26 protein-coding genes are annotated in these 25,757 nt (G+C 39.1%); 8 read left to right on the top strand and 18 right to left on the bottom strand.

Annotated elements, in window-relative coordinates; all coding sequences use genetic code 11:
• Positions 1-67 precede the first annotated feature (67 nt).
• The 8 genes from DDU33_RS04945 to ilvG all read right to left on the bottom strand — a co-directional run bounded on the left by DDU33_RS04945 (position 68) and on the right by ilvG (position 6,506).
• Positions 68-1,654: a carbon starvation CstA family protein gene (locus tag DDU33_RS04945; RefSeq protein WP_108923477.1), complete on the bottom strand. Its 1,587-nt coding sequence runs from the start codon at positions 1,652-1,654 to the stop codon at positions 68-70.
• Positions 1,655-1,906: 252 nt separating this feature from the next.
• Positions 1,907-2,284 (bottom strand): copper resistance protein NlpE, encoded by a 378-nt coding sequence (locus DDU33_RS04940; protein ID WP_108923475.1) that lies wholly within the window; start codon positions 2,282-2,284, stop codon positions 1,907-1,909.
• Between the two features lie 20 nt (positions 2,285-2,304).
• A complete protein-coding gene (locus DDU33_RS04935; RefSeq protein ID WP_108925246.1) occupies positions 2,305-2,610 on the bottom strand; it encodes a DciA family protein in 306 nt (101 codons plus the stop codon).
• A 49-nt stretch (positions 2,611-2,659) separates the two neighbouring features.
• Positions 2,660-3,532, bottom strand: a complete 873-nt coding sequence (gene tehB / locus DDU33_RS04930) for an SAM-dependent methyltransferase TehB (protein WP_108923473.1) — start codon at positions 3,530-3,532, stop codon at positions 2,660-2,662.
• Positions 3,533-3,645: 113 nt separating this feature from the next.
• Positions 3,646-3,957: an HI1450 family dsDNA-mimic protein gene (locus tag DDU33_RS04925; protein WP_005823581.1), complete on the bottom strand. Its 312-nt coding sequence runs from the start codon at positions 3,955-3,957 to the stop codon at positions 3,646-3,648.
• 3 nt (positions 3,958-3,960) lie between these two features.
• On the bottom strand, positions 3,961-4,563 hold the full coding sequence (gene rsmD / locus DDU33_RS04920) for a 16S rRNA (guanine(966)-N(2))-methyltransferase RsmD (RefSeq protein ID WP_108925245.1): 603 nt from the start codon (positions 4,561-4,563) through the stop codon (positions 3,961-3,963).
• Between the two features lie 60 nt (positions 4,564-4,623).
• Positions 4,624-4,851 carry an acetolactate synthase 2 small subunit gene (gene ilvM / locus DDU33_RS04915; RefSeq protein WP_108923471.1) on the bottom strand — a complete coding sequence of 76 codons (228 nt, stop codon included), beginning with the start codon at positions 4,849-4,851 and terminating at the stop codon, positions 4,624-4,626.
• Positions 4,851-6,506 carry an acetolactate synthase 2 catalytic subunit gene (gene ilvG / locus DDU33_RS04910; RefSeq protein WP_108923469.1) on the bottom strand — a complete coding sequence of 552 codons (1,656 nt, stop codon included), beginning with the start codon at positions 6,504-6,506 and terminating at the stop codon, positions 4,851-4,853. Before ilvG ends, ilvM begins: the two co-directional genes overlap by 1 nt.
• Positions 6,507-6,904: 398 nt before the next feature.
• On the opposite strand from ilvG, the gene nrfA reads away from it, so the two are divergent.
• From nrfA to pnuC, 6 genes are all read left to right on the top strand, one after another.
• On the top strand, positions 6,905-8,410 hold the full coding sequence (gene nrfA, locus DDU33_RS04905; protein ID WP_108923467.1) for an ammonia-forming nitrite reductase cytochrome c552 subunit: 1,506 nt from the start codon (positions 6,905-6,907) through the stop codon (positions 8,408-8,410).
• Between the two features lie 19 nt (positions 8,411-8,429).
• Positions 8,430-9,068 carry a cytochrome c nitrite reductase pentaheme subunit gene (nrfB, locus tag DDU33_RS04900; protein WP_108923465.1) on the top strand — a complete coding sequence of 213 codons (639 nt, stop codon included), beginning with the start codon at positions 8,430-8,432 and terminating at the stop codon, positions 9,066-9,068.
• Positions 9,068-9,745: a cytochrome c nitrite reductase Fe-S protein gene (gene nrfC, locus DDU33_RS04895; protein WP_005819784.1), complete on the top strand. Its 678-nt coding sequence runs from the start codon at positions 9,068-9,070 to the stop codon at positions 9,743-9,745. Before nrfB ends, nrfC begins: the two co-directional genes overlap by 1 nt.
• Complete coding sequence (nrfD, locus tag DDU33_RS04890) at positions 9,745-10,710, top strand: cytochrome c nitrite reductase subunit NrfD (protein WP_108923463.1); 966 nt, start codon at positions 9,745-9,747, stop codon at positions 10,708-10,710. The genes nrfC and nrfD overlap by 1 nt, the downstream gene beginning before the upstream one ends.
• A gap of 184 nt (positions 10,711-10,894) precedes the next feature.
• Positions 10,895-12,529: a glutamine hydrolyzing CTP synthase gene (gene pyrG / locus DDU33_RS04885; protein WP_108923461.1), complete on the top strand. Its 1,635-nt coding sequence runs from the start codon at positions 10,895-10,897 to the stop codon at positions 12,527-12,529.
• 189 nt (positions 12,530-12,718) lie between these two features.
• Positions 12,719-13,453, top strand: a complete 735-nt coding sequence (gene pnuC / locus DDU33_RS04880; protein WP_108923459.1) for a nicotinamide riboside transporter PnuC — start codon at positions 12,719-12,721, stop codon at positions 13,451-13,453.
• 129 nt (positions 13,454-13,582) lie between these two features.
• Here pnuC and DDU33_RS04875 read toward each other — a convergent pair whose 3' ends face one another.
• The gene (locus tag DDU33_RS04875) at positions 13,583-15,247 is read right to left on the bottom strand and encodes a ribonucleoside-diphosphate reductase subunit alpha (RefSeq protein ID WP_005819776.1); all 1,665 of its coding nucleotides are present in this window, start codon (positions 15,245-15,247) and stop codon (positions 13,583-13,585) included.
• On the bottom strand, positions 15,234-16,214 hold the full coding sequence (locus DDU33_RS04870) for a ribonucleotide-diphosphate reductase subunit beta (RefSeq protein ID WP_005819774.1): 981 nt from the start codon (positions 16,212-16,214) through the stop codon (positions 15,234-15,236). Before DDU33_RS04870 ends, DDU33_RS04875 begins: the two co-directional genes overlap by 14 nt.
• Before the next feature lie 363 nt (positions 16,215-16,577).
• Here DDU33_RS04870 and dusA point away from each other — a divergent pair, with 363 nt between their 5' ends.
• The gene (gene dusA / locus DDU33_RS04865; protein ID WP_108925242.1) at positions 16,578-17,552 is read left to right on the top strand and encodes a tRNA dihydrouridine(20/20a) synthase DusA; all 975 of its coding nucleotides are present in this window, start codon (positions 16,578-16,580) and stop codon (positions 17,550-17,552) included.
• Positions 17,553-17,620: 68 nt separating this feature from the next.
• On the opposite strand, the gene DDU33_RS04860 is transcribed toward dusA, so the two are convergent.
• From DDU33_RS04860 to nudB, 5 genes are all read right to left on the bottom strand, one after another.
• On the bottom strand, positions 17,621-17,893 hold the full coding sequence (locus DDU33_RS04860; protein WP_108923457.1) for an acylphosphatase: 273 nt from the start codon (positions 17,891-17,893) through the stop codon (positions 17,621-17,623).
• Positions 17,894-17,895: 2 nt separating this feature from the next.
• Positions 17,896-18,474 carry a crossover junction endodeoxyribonuclease RuvC gene (ruvC, locus tag DDU33_RS04855; protein WP_108923455.1) on the bottom strand — a complete coding sequence of 193 codons (579 nt, stop codon included), beginning with the start codon at positions 18,472-18,474 and terminating at the stop codon, positions 17,896-17,898.
• Between the two features lie 75 nt (positions 18,475-18,549).
• Complete coding sequence (locus tag DDU33_RS04850) at positions 18,550-19,071, bottom strand: Holliday junction resolvase (protein WP_108923453.1); 522 nt, start codon at positions 19,069-19,071, stop codon at positions 18,550-18,552.
• 117 nt (positions 19,072-19,188) lie between these two features.
• Positions 19,189-19,929, bottom strand: a complete 741-nt coding sequence (locus tag DDU33_RS04845; protein WP_108923451.1) for a YebC/PmpR family DNA-binding transcriptional regulator — start codon at positions 19,927-19,929, stop codon at positions 19,189-19,191.
• Between the two features lie 119 nt (positions 19,930-20,048).
• Positions 20,049-20,486, bottom strand: coding sequence for a dihydroneopterin triphosphate diphosphatase (gene nudB, locus DDU33_RS04840; protein ID WP_005819763.1), 438 nt, complete (start codon positions 20,484-20,486; stop codon positions 20,049-20,051).
• Positions 20,487-20,682: 196 nt separating this feature from the next.
• On the opposite strand from nudB, the gene DDU33_RS04835 reads away from it, so the two are divergent.
• On the top strand, positions 20,683-22,635 hold the full coding sequence (locus tag DDU33_RS04835; protein WP_108923449.1) for a site-specific recombinase: 1,953 nt from the start codon (positions 20,683-20,685) through the stop codon (positions 22,633-22,635).
• Positions 22,636-22,701: 66 nt separating this feature from the next.
• On the opposite strand, the gene asd is transcribed toward DDU33_RS04835, so the two are convergent.
• From asd to DDU33_RS04820, 3 genes are all read right to left on the bottom strand, one after another.
• On the bottom strand, positions 22,702-23,817 hold the full coding sequence (asd, locus tag DDU33_RS04830) for an aspartate-semialdehyde dehydrogenase (RefSeq protein WP_108923447.1): 1,116 nt from the start codon (positions 23,815-23,817) through the stop codon (positions 22,702-22,704).
• Positions 23,818-23,973: 156 nt separating this feature from the next.
• Positions 23,974-24,828 (bottom strand): 3-deoxy-8-phosphooctulonate synthase, encoded by an 855-nt coding sequence (gene kdsA, locus DDU33_RS04825; RefSeq protein WP_108923445.1) that lies wholly within the window; start codon positions 24,826-24,828, stop codon positions 23,974-23,976.
• Positions 24,829-24,883: 55 nt separating this feature from the next.
• Entirely contained in the window at positions 24,884-25,750 is an 867-nt protein-coding gene (locus tag DDU33_RS04820) for a SirB1 family protein (protein WP_208620296.1), read from the bottom strand.
• Positions 25,751-25,757 lie beyond the last annotated feature (7 nt).

Raw genomic sequence — 25,757 nt, 5'->3', positions numbered from 1 at the left:
GCACGTTACGCATGATTTTAGAAATAAAAAAGCGGAGGAATCCTCCGCTTCATTGAGAAAATAGTGTTTAGCTATTCACATAAGCCTCTTCATCACGCTCACCTAAAGGTTTAAGCATGGTAAAGAAAAGAACGATACAAACAACGGTAATCGCTAAACCAATATAAACTGAGAGTTGGTAATCAAGACCAAAACCAATTTTGTTATAAGCTAAGTAGGTTGCACACACTGTTGTAATAAACCACGCTGGAATTGAGCATACCCAGTGGAATTTATTATAACGATAGAGGTATGCCGCAGCTGTCCATAACATAACCATTGCAGTCATTTGGTTTGCCCATGTGAAGTAACGCCATAGTATGCTAAAGTCGATTTTTGAAACGATAAAGCCTAACACAAATAATGGTACAGCGATCATTAAGCGTTTTGGTAATGAGCGTTGGTCAATATGGAAAATTTCCGCTAACTGTAAACGTGCTGCACGGAAAGCTGTGTCTCCAGAAGTAATTGGTAATACCACAACCCCTAATACAGCAAAGATACCACCAATAAAGCCTAAGAAGTGTAATGAACTATCATAAACCACTTTAGATGGTGAACCTGCTGAAATGGCATCTTGAAGTGCTTGAGGGCTTTCATAGAATGCAAGACCGACCATACACCAAATTAAGGCAATTACACCTTCAGTAATCATCGCACCATAGAAAATAAAACGACCTTCACTCTCATTCTCTGCACAACGTGCCATTAACGGAGTTTGCGTTGCATGGAAACCAGATAATGCCCCACAAGAAATCGTTAAGAAAAGTAACGGCCACATTGGTACATCACCTTTCACTTGGAAGTTTTGTGCAAATTTCTCCCATGTTAAGCCTTGACCATCTTGGTTAATTGTACGGAAAAACTCGATTGGATCCGTTGCACTAAAGTGAGAAGTCACTAAGCCATAAACCATGCCCACAGACATAAAGAGCAATAGTGCGCCGAAGAATGGGTAAATTCGACCAATGATTTTATCAACAGGTAATAGGGTTGCTAAAATATAGTATGCAAAAATAATTGCTGTCCATACTGCTACAACCGTTGCTTTATCCATACCCCACACGGTTAAGCCACCCGCTTCAACCGCTTGATGTACAGCTTCTGCATCACCTAATTGTAATGCACCTTGAGAAGCGCCAAGAACATCCATGGTAATTGTACCCATTAACTGAGCCGGGCTTGCCACGAAAACTACCCCAACTAACAGTAATAAGATAAGCGCTAATGTATTGATAAAGACTTTAACCGGACGACCTAAGAATTTTCCTGCAAGGTAAGGCATTGTTGCACCGCCATGACGAATACTTAACATACCGCAGAAATAATCGTGCACTGCACCGGCAAAGATACATCCTAACACGATCCAAAGCATAGCGACAGGCCCATATAATGCCCCAAGAATCGGACCAAAAATCGGACCGGTTCCTGCAATGTTGAGCAACTGAATTAACCAAATTTTGGTTTTTGACATTGGCATATAGTCTACGCCATCATTAACAGCGTAAGCCGGTGTTTGACGTTTTGGGTTAATTACGAAGATTTTTTCAATAATTTTCCCGTAAATGAAGTAGCCTAATACAAGAATAGCTACACAGAAAAAAAACCACAACATATAGAGTTCCTAATTTAAAAAAATAGAAAATGAGCCAAAAGGCGGCTTATTCTAGTGATTTATGTTAAAAAAGTAAATCAGGATAACTATATATGAAAAAATTTGTAAAAAATGTGATAAAGATCACAATTTTATAATCCATTTGGAGGGGGCTTCACTTTATTTTTATGTGGTAATTAAGGGGAAATCGGTTAATTTTTTAAGTTTATTTTACAAAAAGAAAGCCTCTTTATTCAAAGAGGCTTATAGATATTATTTGGTAACTTTTAATAATTTATAATTCAGTTGGCTATTTTTAACCACGTTGCCACTTGCATCACAGATTTCCACATAACCATCTGTCACTTGGAATGCTAAATTCCCTGAGTCTTGTTCTAAGCGAATAACATTGGATTTATTTTGATCCCAAGTAAACTTACCTTTGTCTGTGAAGGCGTGTTCTTTACTATTTTTAAAATAAACAGTGTTATATTGATAAGTATTATCGGCATTTAAAATTAACTCAGCCTGAATTTTATCGCAATCTGCACAAGGTAATTCTCCTTGATAAGTCCCTGCTACATTTTTTTTCGGTAACATTGAACAAGCCCCTAACAATGTAGCCAGTGTAATCACTGCGATTTTTTTCATCTTTTTTTCCTCTTCATTTATCAATGTTTAAAATTCGGATTAACTTTAAATAGGCATTCGCTTACTTGAGGATAATCGTTACGAATGAGCGCCAATATTTCAGCTTGCTGTAATTGTAAGCCTTGGCGAATTGTCGCATTTGGCACATCAAAGATAAGTTGATTATCAACTAAATTCACAATGCGGTAAAGCCCACGATATTGATTAGGCAATAATTTCTGAATTTTTTGATTTAAATCATTTAATTCATTGGCTCGTTGGACAATTTTTGTCAGACTGGAGTTCTGTAAAATATCCGTTATATTTTTGATTGAGTGATTTTTCATCTGGAAAAGCGGCACGACAACAGCCGTGCCGAGATTAAGGCAATATAAATTATTTTACTCTTTTTGCTAACATGGTTGCAAAACGTAATTGGATACGGTTGCCGTTAGCATCTGTTTTATGCAAATGCCCAAGATCTTCATTATATTTAACCAACTCCCAATCTTGATAATAATTTGCAAGCTCTCCCTCGCTAAAAGTAAACGAGAATGGCATTGGGCAAGGGTAATCTTTGGTACTCATTGCACAAACAATTAAGTTATAGCCACCGATTTTGGTATTTTTTTGCATATTTTCAATAATTGCAGGAATGCGATCACGGTTTAAGAACATCATAACCACTGTAGATACAATAAAATCATATTCGGCGTTTTCTGTACCGATATTCGCCTGGTTAATATCGTAAACTGCAGTATCAAGCTTTGTTAAGGCTTCTTTTTCTCTCACATAATTTAAGAAATCAATACTCTCTTGATTATGATCGACCGCCGTTACATCAAATCCTAATAAATTGAGATAAAGGGAATTTCGCCCACGGCCACAACCTAAATCTAAGGCTTTCCCCCCTTTTACATAGTTCACGGCATTAACAACTTCAGAATGGGTTGTGGTTAAATTATATTTCTTCGCATAGAAATCTTCTGCCGTACAATAAAAGGCTAATTGACATTCTAAATCGTCCGAAGCAGCTTCAACCCGATGCCAAACTTGTGGCTCAACAAAAGGCGGTTGATGTTCCGTATCAAATAAACTCTCACTGATGATTTCACCTTCTTCCGTTAATTCATAAAATTTGAGTGAGCCTTTTAATAAGGTTAATTTTGCCCAAGTCCCCACTTTGGTGTTATGTTTTTCTTGGAACATTTGCGGTAAGGTGTCTTTTGTCCAAACAGGCATTTGTTTATAACAGATAAGATTTTCCATGTTTTTTCCTTCAAAAAATAAATGATATTTGGCATTTTATCACTCTACAATCTGAAGGCAATAAAAATCCGACTAAAAAAGTCGGATTTAAATTTCAAGCGGTCAGATTTTTCTTATTCTTTCCAAACAACGTGATATTCACGGTTTTCAGCATCATGAGAAATGAGGAATTTAGCAAAAACGTCATCCATTTCATCTTTCTCATTCACTAATCCTACCCAGACTTCGGCAAACGCCTCCGGATCAATTAACGTTCCGATTTCTTCATCCCAATTATCAGCGGTTTCAACCATTTCAACCGCACCACGCTCTTCAAATTGCAAGTTGAAAAGCAAAATATCCGCAGGGTCAAGGTTCTCTCCTGCCATTTCCAAGAAAATATCATAAGCAATATCAATTGCTTCATCAGGGGTTAATTTCGTCATGTCTTACTCACTTTTTAAAGGGGTTAATTGAATTAATCGGCTGGTTACCATACCTGCCGATTTCTCTTTAATCATTTGCCAACCTTCCGGCAATACTAAAGGCGGATGATCTTTTTCCGTTTCAACATAGAGAATTGCTTGTTCAGAGAGCCAATGATTTTGGGCGAGCAATGCTAAAACTTTAGGAACAAGTTGATGATGAAACGGCGGATCAATAAAAACGACATCAAAAGGCTTATCTTGGTTTGGTTTCGCTAAAAATTGAAGTGTATCTACATTAAAGACCACGCCTTTTTCTGTCTTTAATTTCTCAAGATTTTTTTTCAACTGTGCTGCCGCATTGGTAAATTTTTCAAGAAAAACCACCGCTTGTGCTTGGCGAGAAAGGGCTTCAATGCCTAAAGAGCCACTTCCGGCAAAACAATCTAAACAGCGGTTATCTGCAATATCGCTCATTAACCAATTAAATAAGGTTTCTTTTACTCGATCTGTGGTCGGTCTTAGCCCTTCGGCATTTAAGACGGGAAGTTTTCGCCCTCGCCATAAACCGGCAATAACTCTTACTTCGCCGAGAGATTGTTGTTTTTGTGTTGATTTTGCTTTCATAACATAGGAAAAATAAAGTGAAAAGGTATTACCCCAAAATAAGGTAATACCCCATATCATCTACTGATTATAATCCACTTCGACTATATCAATCAATTTTTCAAGCTGTGTAACCAGTAAAGAAAGCTCTCGGCTACTTTGTACAACAAGTGATAACACCAGCTCTTTTTGTTGAATTTCCGCATTTAACGTGCAAAGTTCAAAGCCTCGATGTCTCACAACTCGTAAAATGCGCTCCAAGGTTTCTGGGCGTTGATGTGCTTTTAAGGTTAAATGATACTGTTGCATTAGTTTTTCTCCTCATCAAGCATATCAGTATTACAAGCCCCTGGTGGAACTAACGGCCAAACGTTACTCTCTTCCGGAATACAAACGTGAAGTAAATAAGCACCTTTAGCATTTAACAAGCGGTCTAAAGCTTCAGACACTTCGCCGGCCTTTTCAATGCGTTCAGCCGGAATATCAAATGCTTTTGCCAACATCACAAAGTCAGGATTATCGTCCAAAATGGTTTCACTGTGGCGCGCTTTAAAGAAAAGTGATTGCCATTGTCTTACCATACCTAAACGCTGATTATCCAGCAGTAAAATCTTCACTGGCAGATTTCCACGCTTAATTGAGCCAAGCTCTTGGACATTCATCATAAAAGAGCCATCGCCCGTGATTAAAATTACCGGATCGGTTGGGCGGGCTTTTACCGCACCAATGGCAGCTGGTAGACCAAATCCCATCGTGCCATAACCGGCAGAGGTAATAAAATTCTCTGGTGCAAAATGCTGCATATGCTGTGCCGACCACATTTGATGCTGACCGACATCTGTTGTAACAACAGCATTTTTCGGTTTACGTTGCGAAAGCGTGTGTAATAAAGCGGTCGGTTCGATATCGCCTTCGCCCTGATTTTCCACATAAGTAAAATCAAGTTTACTTTTTAATTGGCGGATATGTTCACGCCAGCTGTCAATATTTAACGGTTGGGCAAGGGCATTTACCGCTTCAATTAGGTCGCCTTTTAACGCCACATTTGCCTGACGAAGTTTATTGATTTCTGCGGCATCTATATCAATATGGATCACTTTTGCATGAGGTGCAAAGGTGTCTAATTTACCGGTAACCCTATCATCAAATCGAGCACCACAAGCAATCAATAAATCGCACTCTTGAACCGCATAATTTGCCGCACGAGTGCCGTGCATGCCGATCATACCCATATATAACGGATCTTCCGGCGAAATCGTCCCTAAACCTTTTAAGGTTGAAACCGAAGGCATTTGAGTTACTTCAAGGAAATTTCTGACCGCTTGTACACCGCCAGCCATACCAACACCACCGCCTACATATAAGATCGGTTTGGTGGCTTGCTTGAGTAGTTCAAAGGCTGCGGCTAATTTTGCTGGCTCCTGTGCATTTGCAAGATCTTTCTCATATTTAACCGCTTGTGCTGAAGTTGGTGCAACTTGAATATCTTTAGGAATATCAACTAACACCGGACCGGGTCTACCACTTTGCGCAATTTGAAAGGCTTTTGCGATGATTTCCGGTAATTCTTCAATACTTTGCACAATAAAACTATGTTTGGTACACGCTAAAGAAAGCCCTAAAACATCGGCTTCTTGGAAAGCATCTGTGCCAATTAATGGGCTGGCAACCTGCCCTGTAATGGCTACGATAGGAATAGAATCCGCTAAGGCATCGCCTAAACCGGTAATTAAATTTGCTGCCCCAGGCCCTGATGTCGCGATACATACGCCGACTTTGCCTGTCGCTCTTGCATAACCAATTGCCGCCATTGCCGCGCCTTGCTCATTACGACAAAGAAGGTGATCTAACCCCGAATCATAAATTGCATCATAAGTTGGCATAATCGCCCCACCGGGGTAACCAAATAAATGTGTTACGCCCTGCGCTTTTAAGCTTTCTATTACTAAAGTTGAGCCATTCATTAAACGTTGTGTTCCTTTGCTATTTTAATACTTGATGGAAAGGATTATTCATAACATAAAATCCCCTGTTTTTAAATTCTATTTTGTAAATTTTATGAAATTTTTACGAATAACGTACAACCAAAGACAAACGTTTACCTCTCTCTTGAGAGAGAACATTTTTTCTTGTATCAATTTAGGCACATAAAATTCTACCTACAAGGAGTTATTTTGCTTAAAACACCTCATAACCATAACGAGGTATTTCACGATTTTTTGTTGATTTATTTCAAAGAAAGTGAATTTTACCGTAGCAAATAAGAGATGAATTTTATATGCTCGCACGCGTATAGCAGTATATATCTTATTGTTTAATAAGAAGAATTCTCATTTAATTAATCCTTGTGGGGGGACCTAAAGTGAAACGTTTAACTAAAAGTTTAGCAATGGCAACAATTGCCATGTTGGGCTGTTTATCATCTTCGGCATGGGCTGAAGAAAAAGCGGCTGAAAGCTTAACAGATAAAGCTTTAAAACATGAAAAATTAGGGGTTGAGGTGGAATCAGCAAACCATAAATTCGCTGAAAAATACCCACTTCAATACAACTCTTGGAAAGCAACCTCTGAATCGACAGACCGTGGTAGTGCATTAGCACTTGACCCTCGTTATGTTGTTTTATGGGCAGGTTATGCTTTCTCTAAAGAATATAACAAACCTCGTGGACATTATTATTCCATAACCGATGTACGTGATATTTTACGTACCGGTGCGCCTAAAGATGAAAATGATGGTCCTCAACCTATGGCGTGCTGGACTTGTAAAGGTCCGGATGTAGCACGTTTAATCGAAGAGAAAGGCGAACGTGGCTACTTTGATCCAAAATGGGCGAAATATGGTGCGGAAATCGTAAACTCAATTGGTTGTGCAGACTGCCACGACACCAAATCAAAAGATTTCCAAGAGGGTAAACCGGCATTACGCATTGCGCGTCCTCACGTATTACGTGCTTTAGAAACAGTAGGTTGGAAATTTGAAGACCTCGACAAACACGGCAAACGTGCGGCTGTCTGTGCAAACTGCCACGTGGAATACTACTTCAAAGATAAGAAAGATGTAACCTTCCCATGGGATAAAGGCGTGGATGTTGATAGCATTGAGAAATACTATGATGAAATCCAATTTACAGACTGGACACATAAATTATCTCGTGCACCGATGTTAAAAGCACAGCACCCTGATTTTGAAGTTTGGGCGCAAGGTGTTCACGGTAAAAATGGTGTGACTTGTATCGACTGCCATATGCCAAAAGTAAAAGATAAAGATGGCAAAGTTTATACTGATCACAAAATCGGTAATCCATTCGATCAATTTGATGCAACTTGTAAAACCTGCCACGAGCAAAGCAAAGAAACCTTGCAAAAACGTGTAGCAGAGCACAAAAAACAAGTGAAAGATGCCATGATCAAATTAGAAGATCAGTTAGTTAAAGCTCACTTCGAAGCAAAAGCTGCGTGGGATAACGGTGCAACAGAAGAAGAGATGAAAGACATCTTAACAGCAATCCGTCACGCTCAATGGCGTTGGGACTACTCAGCGGCGGGTCACGGTAGCCATATTCACGCACCGGATGTAACATTACACGTGATTGCAACAGGTATTGACCGTGCTGCCGATGCTCGTGCGAAATTAGGTGTGGTATTAGCGAAACACGGTGTTACAACACCAGTTGCAATTCCAGATATTTCAACACGTGAAAAAGCACAACAAGCAATTGGCTTAGATATTCCTAAAGAACAAGCCGCAAAAGATGAATTCTTAAAAACCGTTGTTCCACAATGGGAAGCTCAAGCACGTGAAAAAGGTTTATTACCTGCTAAAGAAGAGCCAAAAGCCGTTGCCGCACCAAAAGCAGAAGCAAAATAATTGAAGCTTGAGGTGAATTATGAAAAATATCATTACCAAAGCAGGGCGAGCAATCGCCCTACAAGCGGTCGTTTTTGCCGGTCTTTTTGCGATTTCAACTGCAAATGCAGAAATGCCGGCACAGCCTAAACCGCTATGGACAGAGCAATCAAACAGCCAAATGGCCGAAGATGCTCGCCGTGATCCGAATAAATATTGTACGCAATGTCACGAATCTGCAAATGCAACAGGTAAACCATTTAGCCATGCCGGCAAACACTTTCAAGAAAGTGCAAAAAGCCCAAACAACGGCAAACAAGTAACCTGTGTAAGCTGCCACGGAAACATCTCTGAAGATCACCGTAAAGGCGTGAAAGATGTGATGCGTTTTAATGCTCACGGCAAAACAAGCAATGATAAGTTAGAACGCTCTGTTCACGAACAAAATCAAGTTTGTGTCGCTTGCCATACGGAAGATAAATTACGTGAAAAATTCTGGGCACACGATACACACGCAAACAAAATTGCTTGTGCAAACTGCCACGAACTTCACCCAGAAAAAGATCCGATGAAAGACATTCCTGAAAAACAACGTATTAAACTTTGTACAGATTGTCATACCCGTATCCAAGCTAAAAAAGAAGAAGCTAACGCTCAGGAAGCTAAGGAAAATAAATAATGAGTTGCACCCGTAGAGACTTCGTCTCAGGGGCAGGTGCAATCGCTGTGGTAGCAAGTACAGGGCTTGCTACCGGAGTCAGCCTTGCTACTGGGAAAGAAGAAAAGAAAATTCGCTATGCGATGGTGCATGACGAAAATGCCTGTATCGGTTGTACTGCTTGTATGGACGCTTGTCGCACAACAAACAAAGTCCCGGAAGGTGTTTCTCGTTTAGAGATCATTCGTAGTGAACCTTATGGCGAATTCCCTAACGTTAAATATGAATTTTTCCGCCAATCTTGCCAACACTGTTCTAATGCACCTTGTGTAAGCGTTTGCCCGACTGGAGCGTCTTTTGTCGATCCTGAAACGGGTATTGTGGATGTTCATTCAGATTTATGCGTAGGTTGCCAATACTGTATCGCAGTATGTCCGTATCGTGTTCGTTTTATCCACCCAGAGAAAAAATCTGCTGATAAATGTAACTTCTGTCGCGATACCAATCTTGCTGAAGGCAAACAGCCGGCTTGTGTGGAAGCCTGTCCAACGAAGGCATTAACATTTGGCGATATGAACGATCCAAGTAGTGCTGTGGTACAAAAAGTTCGTCAAAATCCGGTTTATCGTACAAAAGTAAATTTAGGTACAGAGCCGAATTTATACCACATTCCATTTGGTAAAGGGGAGCATAGATAATGAGTAACTATATTCCATTTCAAACCCCTAATTTAGTGTGGGACAGCACCATTGCCATTTATCTCTTTTTATTAGGGATTGCTTCAGGTTCTGTGCAGTTAGCCATTGCTTACCGCAATAGTGTGAAGGTTGAAAAACCGAGTGAAAACTGGATCATTCGCAGTGCTGCGGTGTTAGGCACCATTCCAACGATTATCGGTTTAACGTTATTGATCTTTCACTTAACGAAACCGTGGACGTTCTGGAAATTAATGTTCAACTATAATGGCAGCTCTGTGATGTCAATGGGGGTAATGCTTTTCCAAGTCTATATGGCTGTACTGGTCGTCTGGATCGCCATTATGTTTAAGGACTGGATTGCAAACCTTGTTCATCGTTATTTTCCTGCATTCAAATTCCTTTTAGGCTGGATCGATTTTGCAGAGAATAAATTGCTTAAAGTGGTTGAGTTTGTGCTATTTGTATTAGCTGCCGTCTTAGGGGCTTATACCGGCTTCTTACTTTCAGCATTGATTAGCTACCCAATGTTAAACAACCCTGTTCTTCCTGCGCTATTCCTCGCATCAGGAACATCATCAGGGATTGCGGCCACTTTCTTGATGATTTTAATCGCAGGAAAATTGTCCGGACATAGCCAAGAAGTGAACTTTATTCACAAATTTGAAGTACCGATTATGGTTACTGAATTAGGCTTATTAGTTTGCTTCTTTGTTGGTTTACATTTTGGTGGCGGCGATAAAACCCTTGCATTACACAACGCCTTATCCGGTTTCTGGGGAATGGTATTCTGGATTGGGGTATTCTTTATCGGGATTTTAATTCCATTAGTTGCCAACATTTTTGGCGGCGATAAAGTGAAACACAGTGTAAAAACCATTATTTTAGTCTCCATTTTCGACTTAATTGGGGTACTCTGTTTACGTTATTTTATCCTCTATGCAGGGCAATTAACGGTTGCAAGTTAAGCCTTCTCGCAAGCGGTTATTTTTGTAAAAAGTTTTGCAAAAATGACCGCTTTCTCGTTTTTCTATTAGCAAAAAAGCCCGTTTTCCTGTAAACTGTTATCCCGTCCTGATGGTTTACTTCGCTTTTAAAAGTAAACTTTCTTAATCTATTTTCCAATCAATTATCATCACAAAGGCAAATAAAATGGCAACGAATTATATTTTTGTGACGGGCGGTGTTGTTTCATCTTTAGGCAAAGGGATTGCCGCTGCGTCTTTAGCCTCTATTCTTGAAGCTCGTGGTTTAAATGTCACCATTATGAAGCTTGATCCTTACATCAACGTTGATCCGGGTACAATGAGCCCAACGCAACACGGCGAAGTATTCGTGACTCAAGACGGTGCAGAAACTGACCTAGACTTAGGACACTACGAGCGTTTTATTCGCTCAAAAATGAGCAAAGCGAATAACTTTACCAGCGGTAAAATTTACTCTGAAGTATTACGTAAAGAACGCCGTGGCGACTATTTAGGGGCAACCATTCAAGTTATTCCACATATCACAAACGAAATCAAAGAACGTGTGATCGAAGGTGGTAAAGGGCGTGATGTGGTTATCGTTGAAGTGGGCGGAACTGTTGGCGATATTGAGTCTCTTCCATTCTTAGAAGCGTTACGCCAGTTAGCCGTAGATGTTGGTCGTGAAAAAACCTTATTTATGCACTTAACGTTAGTGCCATATATTCCAACTGCAGGCGAAGTAAAAACAAAACCAACTCAACATTCGGTAAAAGAGTTACTTTCTATTGGTATTCAACCAGACGTGTTAATTTGTCGTTCAGATCGTGCGATTCCGGCTAACGAACGTAAGAAAATTGCACTGTTCTGTAACGTACCGGAGCGTGCGGTGATTTCACTAAAAGATGTGGATTCTATCTACCGCATTCCAGAGTTATTAAAATCTCAAGGATTAGATAGCTTTGTTTGTGAGCGCTTCCGCTTAAATTGCCCTGAAGCAGATTTATCTGAATGGGAGCAAGTACTTTATCAACAAGCTAACCCAACAGGCGAAGTGACTATTGGTATGGTGGGTAAATATGTTGAATTACCAGATGCTTATAAATCGGTCAATGAAGCACTGAAGCACGCAGGTTTAAAAAATCGTTTAGCGGTAAACATTAAATATATCGACTCACAAGATGTGGAAACCAAAGGCGTTGAAGTATTACAAGGCGTTGATGCGATCCTCGTGCCGGGCGGTTTTGGTTATCGTGGTGTAGAAGGTAAAATCCGTACAGCACAATATGCTCGTGAAAATAACATTCCTTACCTCGGTATCTGTTTAGGTATGCAAATTGCGTTAATCGAATATGCCCGTAATGTTGCCGGTATGACAGGCGCAAACTCAACAGAATTTGATAAAGAGTGTGCTTATCCGGTTGTTGGTTTAATTACGGAATGGCAAGATGCGGAAGGTAATGTTGAAGTCCGCTCTGATGACTCTGATTTAGGCGGTACAATGCGTTTAGGTGCACAACAGTGCCACTTAATCGAAGGTACAAAAGCACGTGAAGTCTATGGCTCAGCAACGATTGAAGAACGCCATCGCCACCGCTATGAAGTGAATAATGTGCTTTTACCACAAATCGAAGCGGCAGGTTTAAAAGTCAGTGGTTTATCAGCAGATCGTAAATTAGTGGAAATTATTGAAGTACCAAACCACCCTTGGTTTGTAGCAGCGCAATTCCACCCGGAATTTACCTCTACGCCTCGTGATGGTCATCCACTCTTTGAAGGCTTTGTCAAAGCAGCAAAAGATCATCAAGATAAACAAATGTAATTTAAACATTTAAGAAAATAAGCGGTCTATTTTTTGCAAATTTTGCAACAAAATAGACCGCTTTTGTATTTTATACCCTCCATAAAATACAAAAAAGATCAAAATGAAACACTAAAATGTTATTTATATTTTACATTTCTGATATTAAAGAGGTAAAATAAAACGCAGTTGAATATTTTAGGAGGTTATATGAATTCAACATCTCTTCTTACCAAACTTAAGCAGGAACTCTTTAGTGGTTGGACTAAATTTGAAGCCAGTTGGCTATTGCTTTTTCTTGCGATTCAAATCGGTATTTTTATTATTCAGCCTGACTCTTGGATTGCAACCATTGCTGCAATCACAGGCATTTTATGTGTCGTTTTTGTCGGTAAAGGTAAAATCAGTAACTATTTCTTTGGTCTGATCTCCGTTTCACTCTACGCTTACATTTCTTATACATTTAAGCTATACGGCGAAATGATGCTTAATTTATTAGTTTACGTACCGGTTCAGTTTATTGGATTTTACTTTTGGCGTAAAAATATGACCAATAAAAATACCGTAAATACTGCCGGTGCAAGCGAAGTGATTGCCAAAGCACTCAATGCCAAACAGTGGGTTATTTTAGCTATTGTGACCGTAATAGGAACGTTCTCTTATATTGAATTATTAAAATATCTAGGCAGTGCATTAGCCGTATTAGATGGTGCTACGGTTGTAATTTCGATTGTTGCTCAAGTCTTGATGATTATGCGTTATCGTGAGCAATGGGCATTATGGATTATTGTGAATATTATGACGATCTCGCTTTGGGCGGTGATGTATTTCCAAAATGGTGAAACAAGTACACCATTATTAGTGATGTATATGATGTATTTATGTAACTCTATTTATGGTTACTACAACTGGATTCAGTTAGAAAAACGACACCATCAACACTAAAAATAATATGCCCTCGCTTGTATCTCAAACGAGGGTATTTTACTTAAAGGCTTATTGCATAGCGTTGCAAAATACAGATTTCAAATATAAAAACACCACCTCTCGGTGGTATTTTTATCATATTTAATATTAACCTTCGCAACTTGAACAGCTGAGCAAATTACGGTTAAACACTTGCGCAGCACTCATTGAGTTTTGATAGTAAATTGATTTTAGACCTAGCTCTTCAGCGGTTAAATATAACTGATTCAAATCACGTGCCGGTGTTGCAGGATGAATCATTAAGTTAATACTTTGACCTTGGTCGATATATTTTTGACGCTGTGCTGCTTGTTGAATCACACTTAATTGGCTGATTTCAGCAAATGTCTTAAATACATCCTTTTCATGCTCTGACAGCTGCTCTAAATGTTGAACAGAACCATCATTATGTAAAATCGATTCCCAAATCTCTTCTTTATCTAACCCTTTTTCTTTGAGTAATTTCTCTAAGAATGGGTTTTTATAAACAGTTTTGATCTTCGCTAAATCTTTTACATAGTAATTTGATTTAAACGGCTCAACAGATGGCGAAACACTACCTAAAATAAAGCTGCTTGATTTAGTCGGTGCAATACTCATCAAAGTAGTATTGCGGCGTCCGTAACCTTTTAATAGTTCTGGCTCGCCAAAACGTTGTGCTAACTCTTGCGATGCTTTTAAGGTCTTTTCCTGTAACGTTTTGAAGATTAGGTTATTTTTTTGCATTGCTTCAAAACTGTCAAAAGGAATATTATTTGCCTGTAAATAACTATGCCATCCCAATACGCCTAAACCTAGTGCACGGTGACGAATTGCAAATTTTGTTGCACGGTGTAAGAACGGAATTTCTTTGCTCTTTTCAATGAATTCACTCATTACAACATCAAGGAAGTAAGTTAATACTTCTGGTGCATCTGTATCTTTCCACTCATCAAAATAAAGTAGGTTCATAGAAGATAAGCAGCAAACAAAACTTTCATCTGAACTTGATGGCAACATGATTTCAGTACATAAATTTGACGCATGTACAGTCATGTTTTTATCTTTATAAACATCCGGGCGACCTGCATTCGCATTATCTTTAAAGAATAGATACGGAATACCGGTTTCCGTTTTGCGTTGTAATAATTTTGCCCACAATTGACGTTTATATGGATCGCCGGCTTTCATGGACTCTAACCATTCACGCCCCACACAAACGCCATAGTACATCAACTGAATCGGATTACCTTCCGTATGAATATCTAGCCACTCATCAATATCACCATGTTCAATATCAATATAGCCGGCAAACTGACCTTTACGTGATGTCCCTTGTGAAATTACATCGATCACTGTGTCGAATAATTTACTAAAGTTAAACGAACCGTCTGATTTACCATTATTTTTAATGGCTGAACCACGCGGACGAATATCGCCAAAGTAACCTGATGTCCCCCCACCAATTTTACTCATCATTCCCACTTCAGCGGTTGTTTCCATGATCTCATGGATAGAGTCGCCGATATAGCTACCAAAGCAAGAAATCGGTAAACCACGATCTAAGCCAAAATTAGACCAAATTGGCGAAGAAAGTGAGAAATAACCGCGAGCCATATAGTGGTAGAATTTCTCTGCAAAGCCTTCAATACCAAGCTTATGTTCAGCATGTTCTGCAATATAACGAATGCGATCTAATGCGGTTGTGCCTTCTAGCAAATAACCACGTTGTAAAAATAAACGGCTATCTTCATTTAGCCATGCAAAATCTGGGCGAATATTAGAATAAATCATCGGCGGTAATCTGTTTCATTTTTTTACTATAATCGGTACTACGTTTGTTAAAGAAATCTGTTTCTTTTGTTGAAAGAATTTCAATATCAAACCATGCCGTTTCTTTTAATAACTCAGGGTTAATGTTATGTGGTGGTTCTAACCCCAATGTAACAAGTGAATTGTTATAACGACTCTTAATGTAATTTAATACCGTTTCTTTGCTGATAAAACTCAAATCGCCCTCTTCGAAGATCCAATCTAAGATCCCTTTTTCAGCTTCGAAAGCCTGATTCGCAAGCGTTTGTAATTCTTCAAAGAATGCTGGTGTAAATAATTCACTATGTTCATCACGTAAAATTTCGTATAACGCAATACCAAATTTACCATGGATCTCTTCTTCTTTAGAAGTTGCCTCTACTGCATTTGAAATGCCTTTAAATAAATTCTTATACTTATTAAAAGACATCATGATCAAGAACTGACCAAACAATGAAATATGTTCAACAAATAAAGAGAATAACACAAGCGATAATACAAATTCTCCTTTACCCGCATCCTTATCTTTCATGAACGATTCCATATAACGGATACGATTCATCAAAGGCTCAATATCTTGAATTTGGCTAAACATTTCATTTAGACCAAGTTTTTCAAGTAAGAAAGAATAGGCATCTTTATGACGAACTTCGGATTCTGCGAAAGTTCCACCAACATCATCCATTTCTGGTTTCGGGAAATAACGATAAAGCTCACCCCAGAAACGTTTTACATTTACTTCAACTTGAGAAATTGCCAACATTGCACGAGTCAATACATGGCGTTCATGATCCGTAATCGTGGTACGATAATCTTGAATGTCCCCTGTAAAATTAAACTCAGTGTGTAACCAATAAGAATGGCGAATGGCATCTTTAAACTCAAGGAGTTCTGGGTATTCGTATGGCTTGATATTCAAGCGTTTTTCAAAGAGATTTCTTCTTTTCATACTGCTGCTCTATGATTTTTCCTTAAAAGAGGTGGAGATTTTAGGTAAAATTTTTTAGAAGAACAAGTCTTGACAAAGATGTTTTTTATTAGCCCTTTGATTTATAAAGGAAAATATTTTTCAACTTATTAAAATCAATATCTAGTGCATTTACGGCATGTAAAACACTATATATAGTAACTTCATAGATTTCACCTATCTATACTAATAATGTATTTTTAGGGAAAATCAGGACAATTTTGCTGTTTTGTAGTATGATTCACGCCATTCTAGCGTTATCTTACAAGCGGTTAATTTTGATTGCTTTTTTGCGAATCTCAACAAAAATTAAACCGCTTGTTTCTTTTTAAATTAACTCAAAATATGCAAAATCAATTTTATTCAGGGCGGTTTTCTGTTGCCCCTATGTTAGATTGGACGACTCGCCATTGCCGCTACTTTCATCGCCAATTTAGCCAACATGCTTTGCTATATACGGAAATGATTACTGCACCGGCTATCATTCATGCAAAATATGATTTGTTAGAATATGATCCTGCTGAGAATCCTGTCGCACTCCAATTAGGCGGGAGCGATCCTGCTCAATTAGCGCACTGTGCTAAACTAGTACAGGAAAGAGGTTATGCTGAAGTCAATTTAAATGTGGGTTGCCCTTCTGATCGCGTACAAAACGGAATGTTTGGTGCTTGTTTAATGGGAAAAGCCGGCCTTGTTGCTGATTGCATTAAAGCGATGCAAGATGCCGTTGAAATTCCTGTCACCGTAAAACATCGTATCGGTATTGATGAGCTGGATAGCTATGCATTTTTATGTGACTTTATTGAGAAAATCCAACCCTATTCAAATGATTTTATCGTACACGCTCGAAAAGCATGGCTTTCAGGGCTAAGTCCAAAAGAAAATCGTGAAATTCCACCACTTGATTACGAACGAGTTTACCAATTAAAACGTGATTTTCCACATTTAAACATCTCCATTAATGGGGGAATTAAAACGATTGAGGAGATCAAACACCACTTACAATTCGTTGATGGCGTAATGATAGGACGTGAAGCTTATCAAAATCCATCTTTGTTAGGGGAAATTGATTCGCAAATTTTCAATGAAAATAAACCGCTTGTAACAGCTCGAGAAGCCGTAGAGAAAATGCTACCTTACATTGAAAAAGAATTAGCGAAGGGCGTTTACCTCAATCATATTGTACGCCATATGTTAGGTGCATTCCAAAACTGTAAAGGGGCAAGACAGTGGCGCCGTCATTTAAGTGAAAATGCTTGTAAAGCAGGTGCCGGCGTTGAAGTTGTTGAGCAAGCACTGAGTTTTGTTCAAGAAAACTAGCAAAATAGAACGTAAGCGGGTCAATTTGATCCGCTTTTTACTATTTTGTCTACTATGCCTTGTAAAGGCTAACGCAAGATAACGAATTGTTCGAAGCGTTCATTTGTCTGGTAATTCTGTTCAATTACACGTTCTACCTGAGATGTGCGAGGTCCTTTTGATAGCCAAAGCCGAAGTTGCTGTATCTGCGCTTCACTCCCTTGGGCAACCACAGCAACGCTGCCATCTTCTCGATTTTTCACATAACCTGTTACACCGATTTGCTTAGCTTCTTGCAAAGTAAAGAAGCGAAAGCCAACACCTTGTACTCGACCAAAGACAAAAAATTGTTTTGTTTGCATACCTACCCCTTTAATCTAAAACGTCCTCGACTGTAACGAGTTTTCATCAAGGCTAAGAGCTGTTCTTTTTCACTCGATACGGCTTGCTTACTTTGTTTTGCAACAGTTAAAGAATGTTGAATTGAGTGTGCATGTGTAATCGCAATTGCCAGTGCATCAGCGGCATCCGCCTGTGGCTTTGCTGAAAGTTGTAGAATACGAGTTACCATATCTTGCACTTGAACTTTATCTGCCGAACCAATTCCCACAACCGTTTGCTTAACTAAACGTGCGGCATATTCAAATACGGGTAAGTCGTGATTTACCGCTGCGACAATCGCTGTGCCACGAGCTTGCCCTAATTTAAGGGCTGAATCAGCATTTTTTGCCATAAAAACTTGCTCGATCGCAAACATATCGGGTTGAAATTGCGTAATAATTTCCGTAACGCCTGCATAAATTCGCTTTAAGCGAGTCGGCAAATCATCAACAGATGTCCGAATTGCACCACTGCCCAAATATTCTAAATGCTTTCCTGTTTGCCGAATGACCCCATAACCGGTAATACGGGAACCTGGGTCAATACCTAAAATAATCGCCATGCGCTGTTCCAAAAAATAAAAAAGTGGATTTGTTTTACAAATCCACTTTATATTAAATCCTATTAAAGAATCAAACTATTTTGCAACTGCACAGTTTTTCGCTAAGATTTGGTTGTTTGAAGTAAACATAACCGGTACAGTTGTTTCAGCTGTTTTTGAATTGAAACCAGTATCTAAGCTCCATACTTTTGTACCTGAGATAAACTTCACACCATCTTTATAAGCAGTATCGACTTTTAAATCTTTGCCGACAACTTTCTTATTAATTGTGACGGTTGCAGTTGAAGGTTCACCATTACTGAAGGTATAAACAGCAACAACCGGTTGGTTTGTTTTGCCACTTGCATCACAAGTATAAGAAACGGTTTTAGAGCCAGTTAATAGATCTTTTGTAGCTGTTGCGCCATCAGCAACAACATTGCCTGCAGCTTTAGCACCATCAACTACCGCACCACCTGCCGCTTTTGCGCCATCAACAACAGCACTTCCTGCACTTCCTACTGCGCTTACTGTTGAAGAAGCGATATCTGAAGCCGTTGAACATGCCGCTAATACAGCAATTGCACCTAATGTTGGAAGTAATTTAATTAATTTCATTGTGTTTCCTTTCTGTTAAAGTGAAGAAATTCACATTCTTAGAAGTTTTAAATCATGAAAAGTTCAAAAAAATCCCTCAATGCTTTTTGAGCTGAGGGATTTTTCATCATTTAATTCTTAGAGTAACGCTGCTACTTCATCACTGATTTCGCCGTTGTGATACACGTTTTGCACATCATCACAATCTTCAAGGCGGTTAATTAAATCTAATAATTTTGGTGCAGTTTCTGCATCAAGTTGAACAGTGGTTGATGGGATCATTGTTACTTCTGCATTTTCAACTTTAAAACCAGCCGCTTCAATGCCATCACGTACAGAGCCTAAATCTTCCCAAGCGGTATAGATTTCAAATGAACCATCTTCTTGTGGTTGAATGTCATCAGCACCTGCTTCAATTGCTGCTTCAGTTAAAGCATCTTCATCAGCACTTGAGATTAAAATTAAACCTTTTTTACTAAATAAATAACCCACCGAACCTTCAGTACCTAAGTTACCACCGCATTTAGTAAAGCTTGGGCGAACTTGTGAGATCGTACGGTTCGCGTTATCACTTAAACACTCAACCATTACAGCTGTACCACCCGGACCGTAACCTTCATAAATTTTGGTTTCCATATTGGTGTCATCACCACCACCCACACCGCGATCGATCGCACGGTTGATCGTATCACGTGTCATATTATTTGATAACGCTTTATCTACGGCTGCACGTAAACGAGGGTTAGAACCAACATCTCCGCCACCTAATTTTGCCGCCGTCACTAATTCACGAATTAATTTTGTAAAAATTTTACCACGTTGCGCATCTTGTGCTGCTTTGCGGTGTTTAATGTTAGCCCACTTACTATGACCTGCCATTCTCTTGTTTCCTTCTTTAAATTTATAAACATGTAGGGTGGGCATCCTTGCCCACCAATAAAACGATAGGCACGAAAAATGGTGGGCAAGGATGCCCACCCTACAAATACGCAAGCGGTCTATTCCGCCAAATATTTTGCAATTGCCTCGGCATTATTTGGCGACTTCGTTAATGCTACCGCCTCACTTACCGAAAGCCATTGATATGCTAAATGCTCCGTCAATACGGGCTCGATCTCATCAGGCACCCCTAATAAAAACCAATGTTCCGTATTATACGTAATTTCAGGGGCATATTTATAGCGAAATTGTGGAAAAATCTCAAACTTCACACGATAATTGCAATCATAAAGGGATAAATTTTGCTCAATAATATCAATTCCCGTCTCTTCTAACACTTCTCGTAATGCCGTGTGATAAGGTTCTTCCCCAACTTCAATTGACCCTGTTACTGATTGCCAAAAATATGGATCATCATTTCGTTGAAGCATCAACACACGCCCTGTATTTTTTGCATAAATAACAACGAGTACAGAATAAGGATTTTTATAGTTCATATTCAATATTATCTTACTAAAACCTCGCTTATTTTATACTAAATTCACAACCAATAGCGTGTTAGAAGATGATGTTTTTCTAGACAATTTCACAAAATACGCAAAAAATGATAGAATAGTATCAAACGGTAGAGATATTTAACGTATTTCTATCGTTTTTGCTTTTTATAATGATGACAAATAAGGACAAGATATTTTGACGAAAGAAAGAACATTATCACAACACGAAATCCTCATATTTATCGAAGAAAAACTCACACAAAATGATATCTTTGCTCTTCTCAATGGCTTTTGTTATTGGGTAAGACACAATAATCAACGTACAGAACAACTCTATTTTTTAATTAAAACCTTAAAGCAGAATAAAGCGCTTACTCAGCAACTTTCATCACAGTTATGTCGCTGGTTATGTAATACACGTTTATATCCCCTCTTGATCAGCAATGGTATTTTAAGTCGAGATGGGTTTGGGCGAGAATTTCGTACACGTTTGTACGAAAAACTTAATCCTGCTGTGCGAGATGTGAAAGATTTGCGCGATATTTTCTTTCTTCTCTTTAACGACAAAAATGACTCAAACTGGTTGAATAATATTCCGCTTCATTATTGGGGTAATTTACTTAAATTATTAAGCCGCTATGCAACGGTTCAAGAACGTGAATGGGTTAAGCATCATTTGCGTGCCGAAGGTTTGTTTGCGATCAAAATGCTGGCTATTTGGATTGCCGCAGAGGAAATGGAGCCTGAACTCATGCGGCTCGACCCAAGTTTGATTGATGCTGATAGCCCTTTTGTTGCCTTACAACGTGAAGTTAGCTTATGGATAGAGGCACGACGAAAAAATCAACCTTTTGATGAAGCGCATCTACAAGTCATGTTTACACAGAGTAAAGAATTGATTGAGCGCTTAAAAAAGAAAGGCGCTGCAATGGGTTCTTCTCTCAATGTTGCTTATTTATTGGAGCGATTAGAACAAACACTAGATCGCCTCGCTATGTTAATGGACGTTTTTGCTTCTAATCGATTCCTACCTCGAAGAATCCTCTTACTCACAGGGAATCTGGCTATCGCTTCAGCGGATCAACATAGCGTATCCAAGCTTTGGAAACAAAGTGTTAGTATGCTAGCAAAAAGCATTACACAAAATACAAGCGATCATGGTGAGCACTATATTACACGCTCTAAAAGCGAATACTGGGCGATGTTTTCTTCTGCTGCTGGGGCTGGTGTACTGATTGCTTTTATGGCGCTTTTTAAAATTTATCTAGGTGAAATTATTGAAGATAAAGTCTGGAAAGGTATTGCTGAGGGTTTAAATTACGGCATTGGTTTTACCCTCATTTTTATGTTGCATTTTACCGTTGCCACCAAACAACCTGCGATGACGGCTGCCCGTTTTGCTGACTTTGTTGGGAAAAATCCTCAAGGTCGAGCGGTTAATATGAAACTAGCTCAACTCTTAGTTGATGTATTTCGTTCTCAAAGTATTGCAGTAATCGGAAATGTGTTTGTGGCAATGACAGTAGCTTCATTAATCGCTCTAGGTTATCAAGCCTACTCCCAAGCCCCTTTATTGACGACCGAACAAATTAACTACCAACTTCATAGTATTGATCCATTGGGTGGAACCCTTTGGTTTGCCGCAATTGCTGGAGTATGGTTATTCTGTTCAGGGCTTATTTCAGGCTATTTTGACAACCGAGCAAATTATTTGAATACTCGTATGCGATTACAAAATCATCCATTATTACGCAAAATATTACCTGAAAATTACCGCTTGCGTCTGGCAGAATATATGCACCAAAATTTTGGTTCAATTATGGGAAATCTCGGTTTTGGTATGCTATTAGGTTTGACAAGTGTCGTTGGCTATCTACTAAATTTACCGCTAGATATCCGCCATATTGCCTTTTCGTCAGCTAATGTCGGTTATGCAGTAATAAGCGGAGAGTTGCCTCTTAGCTTATTTTTACAAAGTCTTAGCTTCGTTTTACTTATTGGAGTCGTCAATTTAGTGGTAAGTTTCTCACTTACCCTCTCTTTAGCATTGCGTTCTCTTGGAGCGGAAATAGACAGCTGGAGAAACATTGTAAAATGTGTATGGCAAATCGTTAAACAAAAACCATTGAGTTTGATTTTGCCGGTTTAATTAATTTGGTATTATAGGAAAAAAGCCACCAAGTATAAAAACTCAGTGGCTTTTTACATTAAATGATTACTTCGTTAATTGAACCAAAATACGGCGTACAGGCTCTGCTGCGCCCCATAATAATTGGTCGCCTACGGTAAAGGCTGCCAAATACTCTGGTCCCATTGCTAATTTACGTAAACGACCAACCGGTACGCTTAAGGTGCCAGTGACTTTCGCTGGGGTTAATTCACGTAATGTGGTTTCTTTGTCGTTTGGAATCACTTTTACCCATTCATTGTGGCTTGCAATGATTTGTTCAATTTCCGCTAATGGAATATCTTTTTTGAGTTTAATCGTGAACGCTTGGCTGTGGCAACGTAATGCACCGATACGCACACATAAACCATCCACAGGAATTGGGTTTTCGCTTAAACCTAAAATTTTGTTGGTCTCAGCATAACCTTTCCACTCTTCTTTGGTTTGTCCTGTTTCCGGTAATAATTTATCAATCCAAGGAATTAAGCTGCCGCCAAGTGGTGCGCCAAAGTTTGCTGTTGGGAAGTCTTCTGCACGCATTTTCGCTGTTACTTTGCGTTCAATTTCTAAGATTGAAGAAGCCGGATCAGCAAGTTCTGCTTTCACGGCATCTTCTAATTCGCCCATTTGTGAAAGTAGTTCACGCATATTTTTTGCGCCCGCACCTGAAGCTGCTTGGTAAGTCGCAACAGAAATCCATTCCACTAAATCTTTCTCGAAAAGACCACCGATTGCCATTAACATTAAACTTACGGTACAGTTACCGCCAACGAACGTTTTAATGCCGTTTTTTAAACCTTCATCGATCACGTGTTGGTTTACTGGGTCTAAAACGATAATTGCATCTTTTTCCATACGTAATGCAGATGCTGCATCAATCCAATAACCGTTCCAACCTGTTGCTTTTAACTTTGGATACACTTCATTAGTATAATCGCCACCTTGACAGGTTACGATAATGTCCAGTTGTTTTAATGCTTCAATATCAAAAGCATCTTTTAAAGTACCGGCATCTTTACCTGCAAAAACGGGGGCTTTTTGACCCGCTTGTGAAGTGGTAAAAAAGACTGGGTTAATGTTTGAAAAGTCGTTTTCTTGAACCATACGATCCATCAGTACGGAACCAACCATACCACGCCAACCGATAAAACCAACATTCTGCATTGTGTTACTCCTAAAAAATAAAATGATGTTGTGTTGAATACCTTGAATAAATACAAGATTTCTATGGAAAAAGCAACGTGAAATTTGCGAATTGATAAAAAAATTGTAGAAGAGAAATTCCCTTCTACAATCTTAATCATAATACCTTTTAATTGATTATTTTGAGGTATCAATTTCTTCGAACGATTTTACTAAATCATCAATTGCTTTCATTTGTGAAACAAAGGCTTCTAACTTAGAAAGTGGCAATGCTGACGGACCATCGCATTTCGCATTGTTTGGATCCGGGTGCGCTTCTAGGAATAAACCGGCTAAGCCAATTGCCATACCTGCACGAGCAAGTTCGGTGACTTGATCACGGCGACCACCTGATGCTGCACCAAATGGGTCACGGCATTGTAATGAGTGGGTAACATCAAAGATCACAGGGCAACCTTTTGACACTTTTTTCATGACGTTAAAACCAAGCATATCTACAACTAAGTTATCGTAACCAAAGTTTGTGCCACGATCGCATAAAATCACTTTATCGTTACCGCACTCTTCGATTTTTTCAACGATATTTCCCATTTGCCCCGGGCTTAAAAATTGTGGTTTTTTCACGTTGATGACCGCACCTGTACGAGCCATCGCTTCAACTAAATCCGTTTGACGAGCAAGGAATGCCGGTAGCTGGATAATATCAACCACATCGGCAACAGGTTGGCACTGATGAATTTCATGCACATCGGTAATAATTTTTACACCGAAAGTCTCTTTCAGTTCTTGGAAAATTTTTAAACCTTCTTCCATACCCGGCCCACGATAAGAGTGGATAGATGAGCGGTTCGCTTTATCGAATGATGCTTTAAAAACATAAGGCACGCCCAATTTTTGCGTAACTTCAACATATTTTTCACAGACTTGCATTGCCATATCACGGCTTTCAAGCACATTCATGCCACCAAATAACACAAACGGTTTATTGTTTGCAATTTCAATATGACCAAGTGTTACAACTTTATTTGTCATAAATTTTTCCTTCTCTAAGTGTTTGCACGATAATTCGTACACATAATAAACTGAATCAATGCACGCGCATTTCTTTACTTTTTTGTTCCAAGCCTTGCATTTCGACTTTAAGCATTACGGCTGAAGGGTCATCCGGGCATTGGTCAATAAAATAACTTAAATCCTCATAAGCCGCTTGGTAGCAATCCATACTCGCCAGAATCATGCCTCGATCTCGAATTTCATAGGGATCTTCCGGTGAGAAAATGAGACGAAACTCGATCATTCGTAAAGCTTCTTCATATTTTTTCTCTTTGGTCAGCGACATCTTAAAGAGCGTTTCAACTCTTTCAAGTAATTCCATCGATTCCGCTCGGCGAATAAGATCAGGCGTAATCTCCGCCCCAATACCGGCTTCACCCACAAGCCATTTTTCCAACTGAGCTAATGTTAAAAAATCGCCATTCCAAGGGTTGATAAAATGGGTTTCTCTACGCCCTGTTGCGGTCTGAATTTCAGCTCGTAGCATCAGCTGAGTCGGGAAATTAACCGGATAAACAGACAATGCTAACGATGCTGATAAATATAAAAATAATGCAGCTAACGAAATCGGCATACCTCGTCTGCTTTCCATCACTTTATGGAGCAATAAATTTTCCGTATTAAAGTACTCTGCATAATGGCATGAAAAATGCATCTCTTGATAAAACCAATTTAGCAATTGGGTAAGGCGAATCATCTCATCTTCTGCCGTTACCGCTTGTTTTGCTTTTCGGACTAATGCCGCCATTTTAGCACTCACACTTCGCGGTGGAATTTGATCATCAACAATACAGCTTAATCTCGACATTTCATTAAAGAGATATTTTTGTAACTCACGATCTTCCATCAGGCTATCTGGTTTATCTATCACATCTAAAAGTTCTTTAATTATATTGTCCATGTTATCC

It is taken from the genome of Actinobacillus porcitonsillarum, assembly GCF_003101015.1.
Taxonomy (GTDB): domain Bacteria; phylum Pseudomonadota; class Gammaproteobacteria; order Enterobacterales; family Pasteurellaceae; genus Haemophilus_A; species Haemophilus_A porcitonsillarum.
The sequence above is the reverse complement of the archived record's forward strand: the minus strand, read 5'-3'. Positions and strand labels throughout refer to the sequence as shown.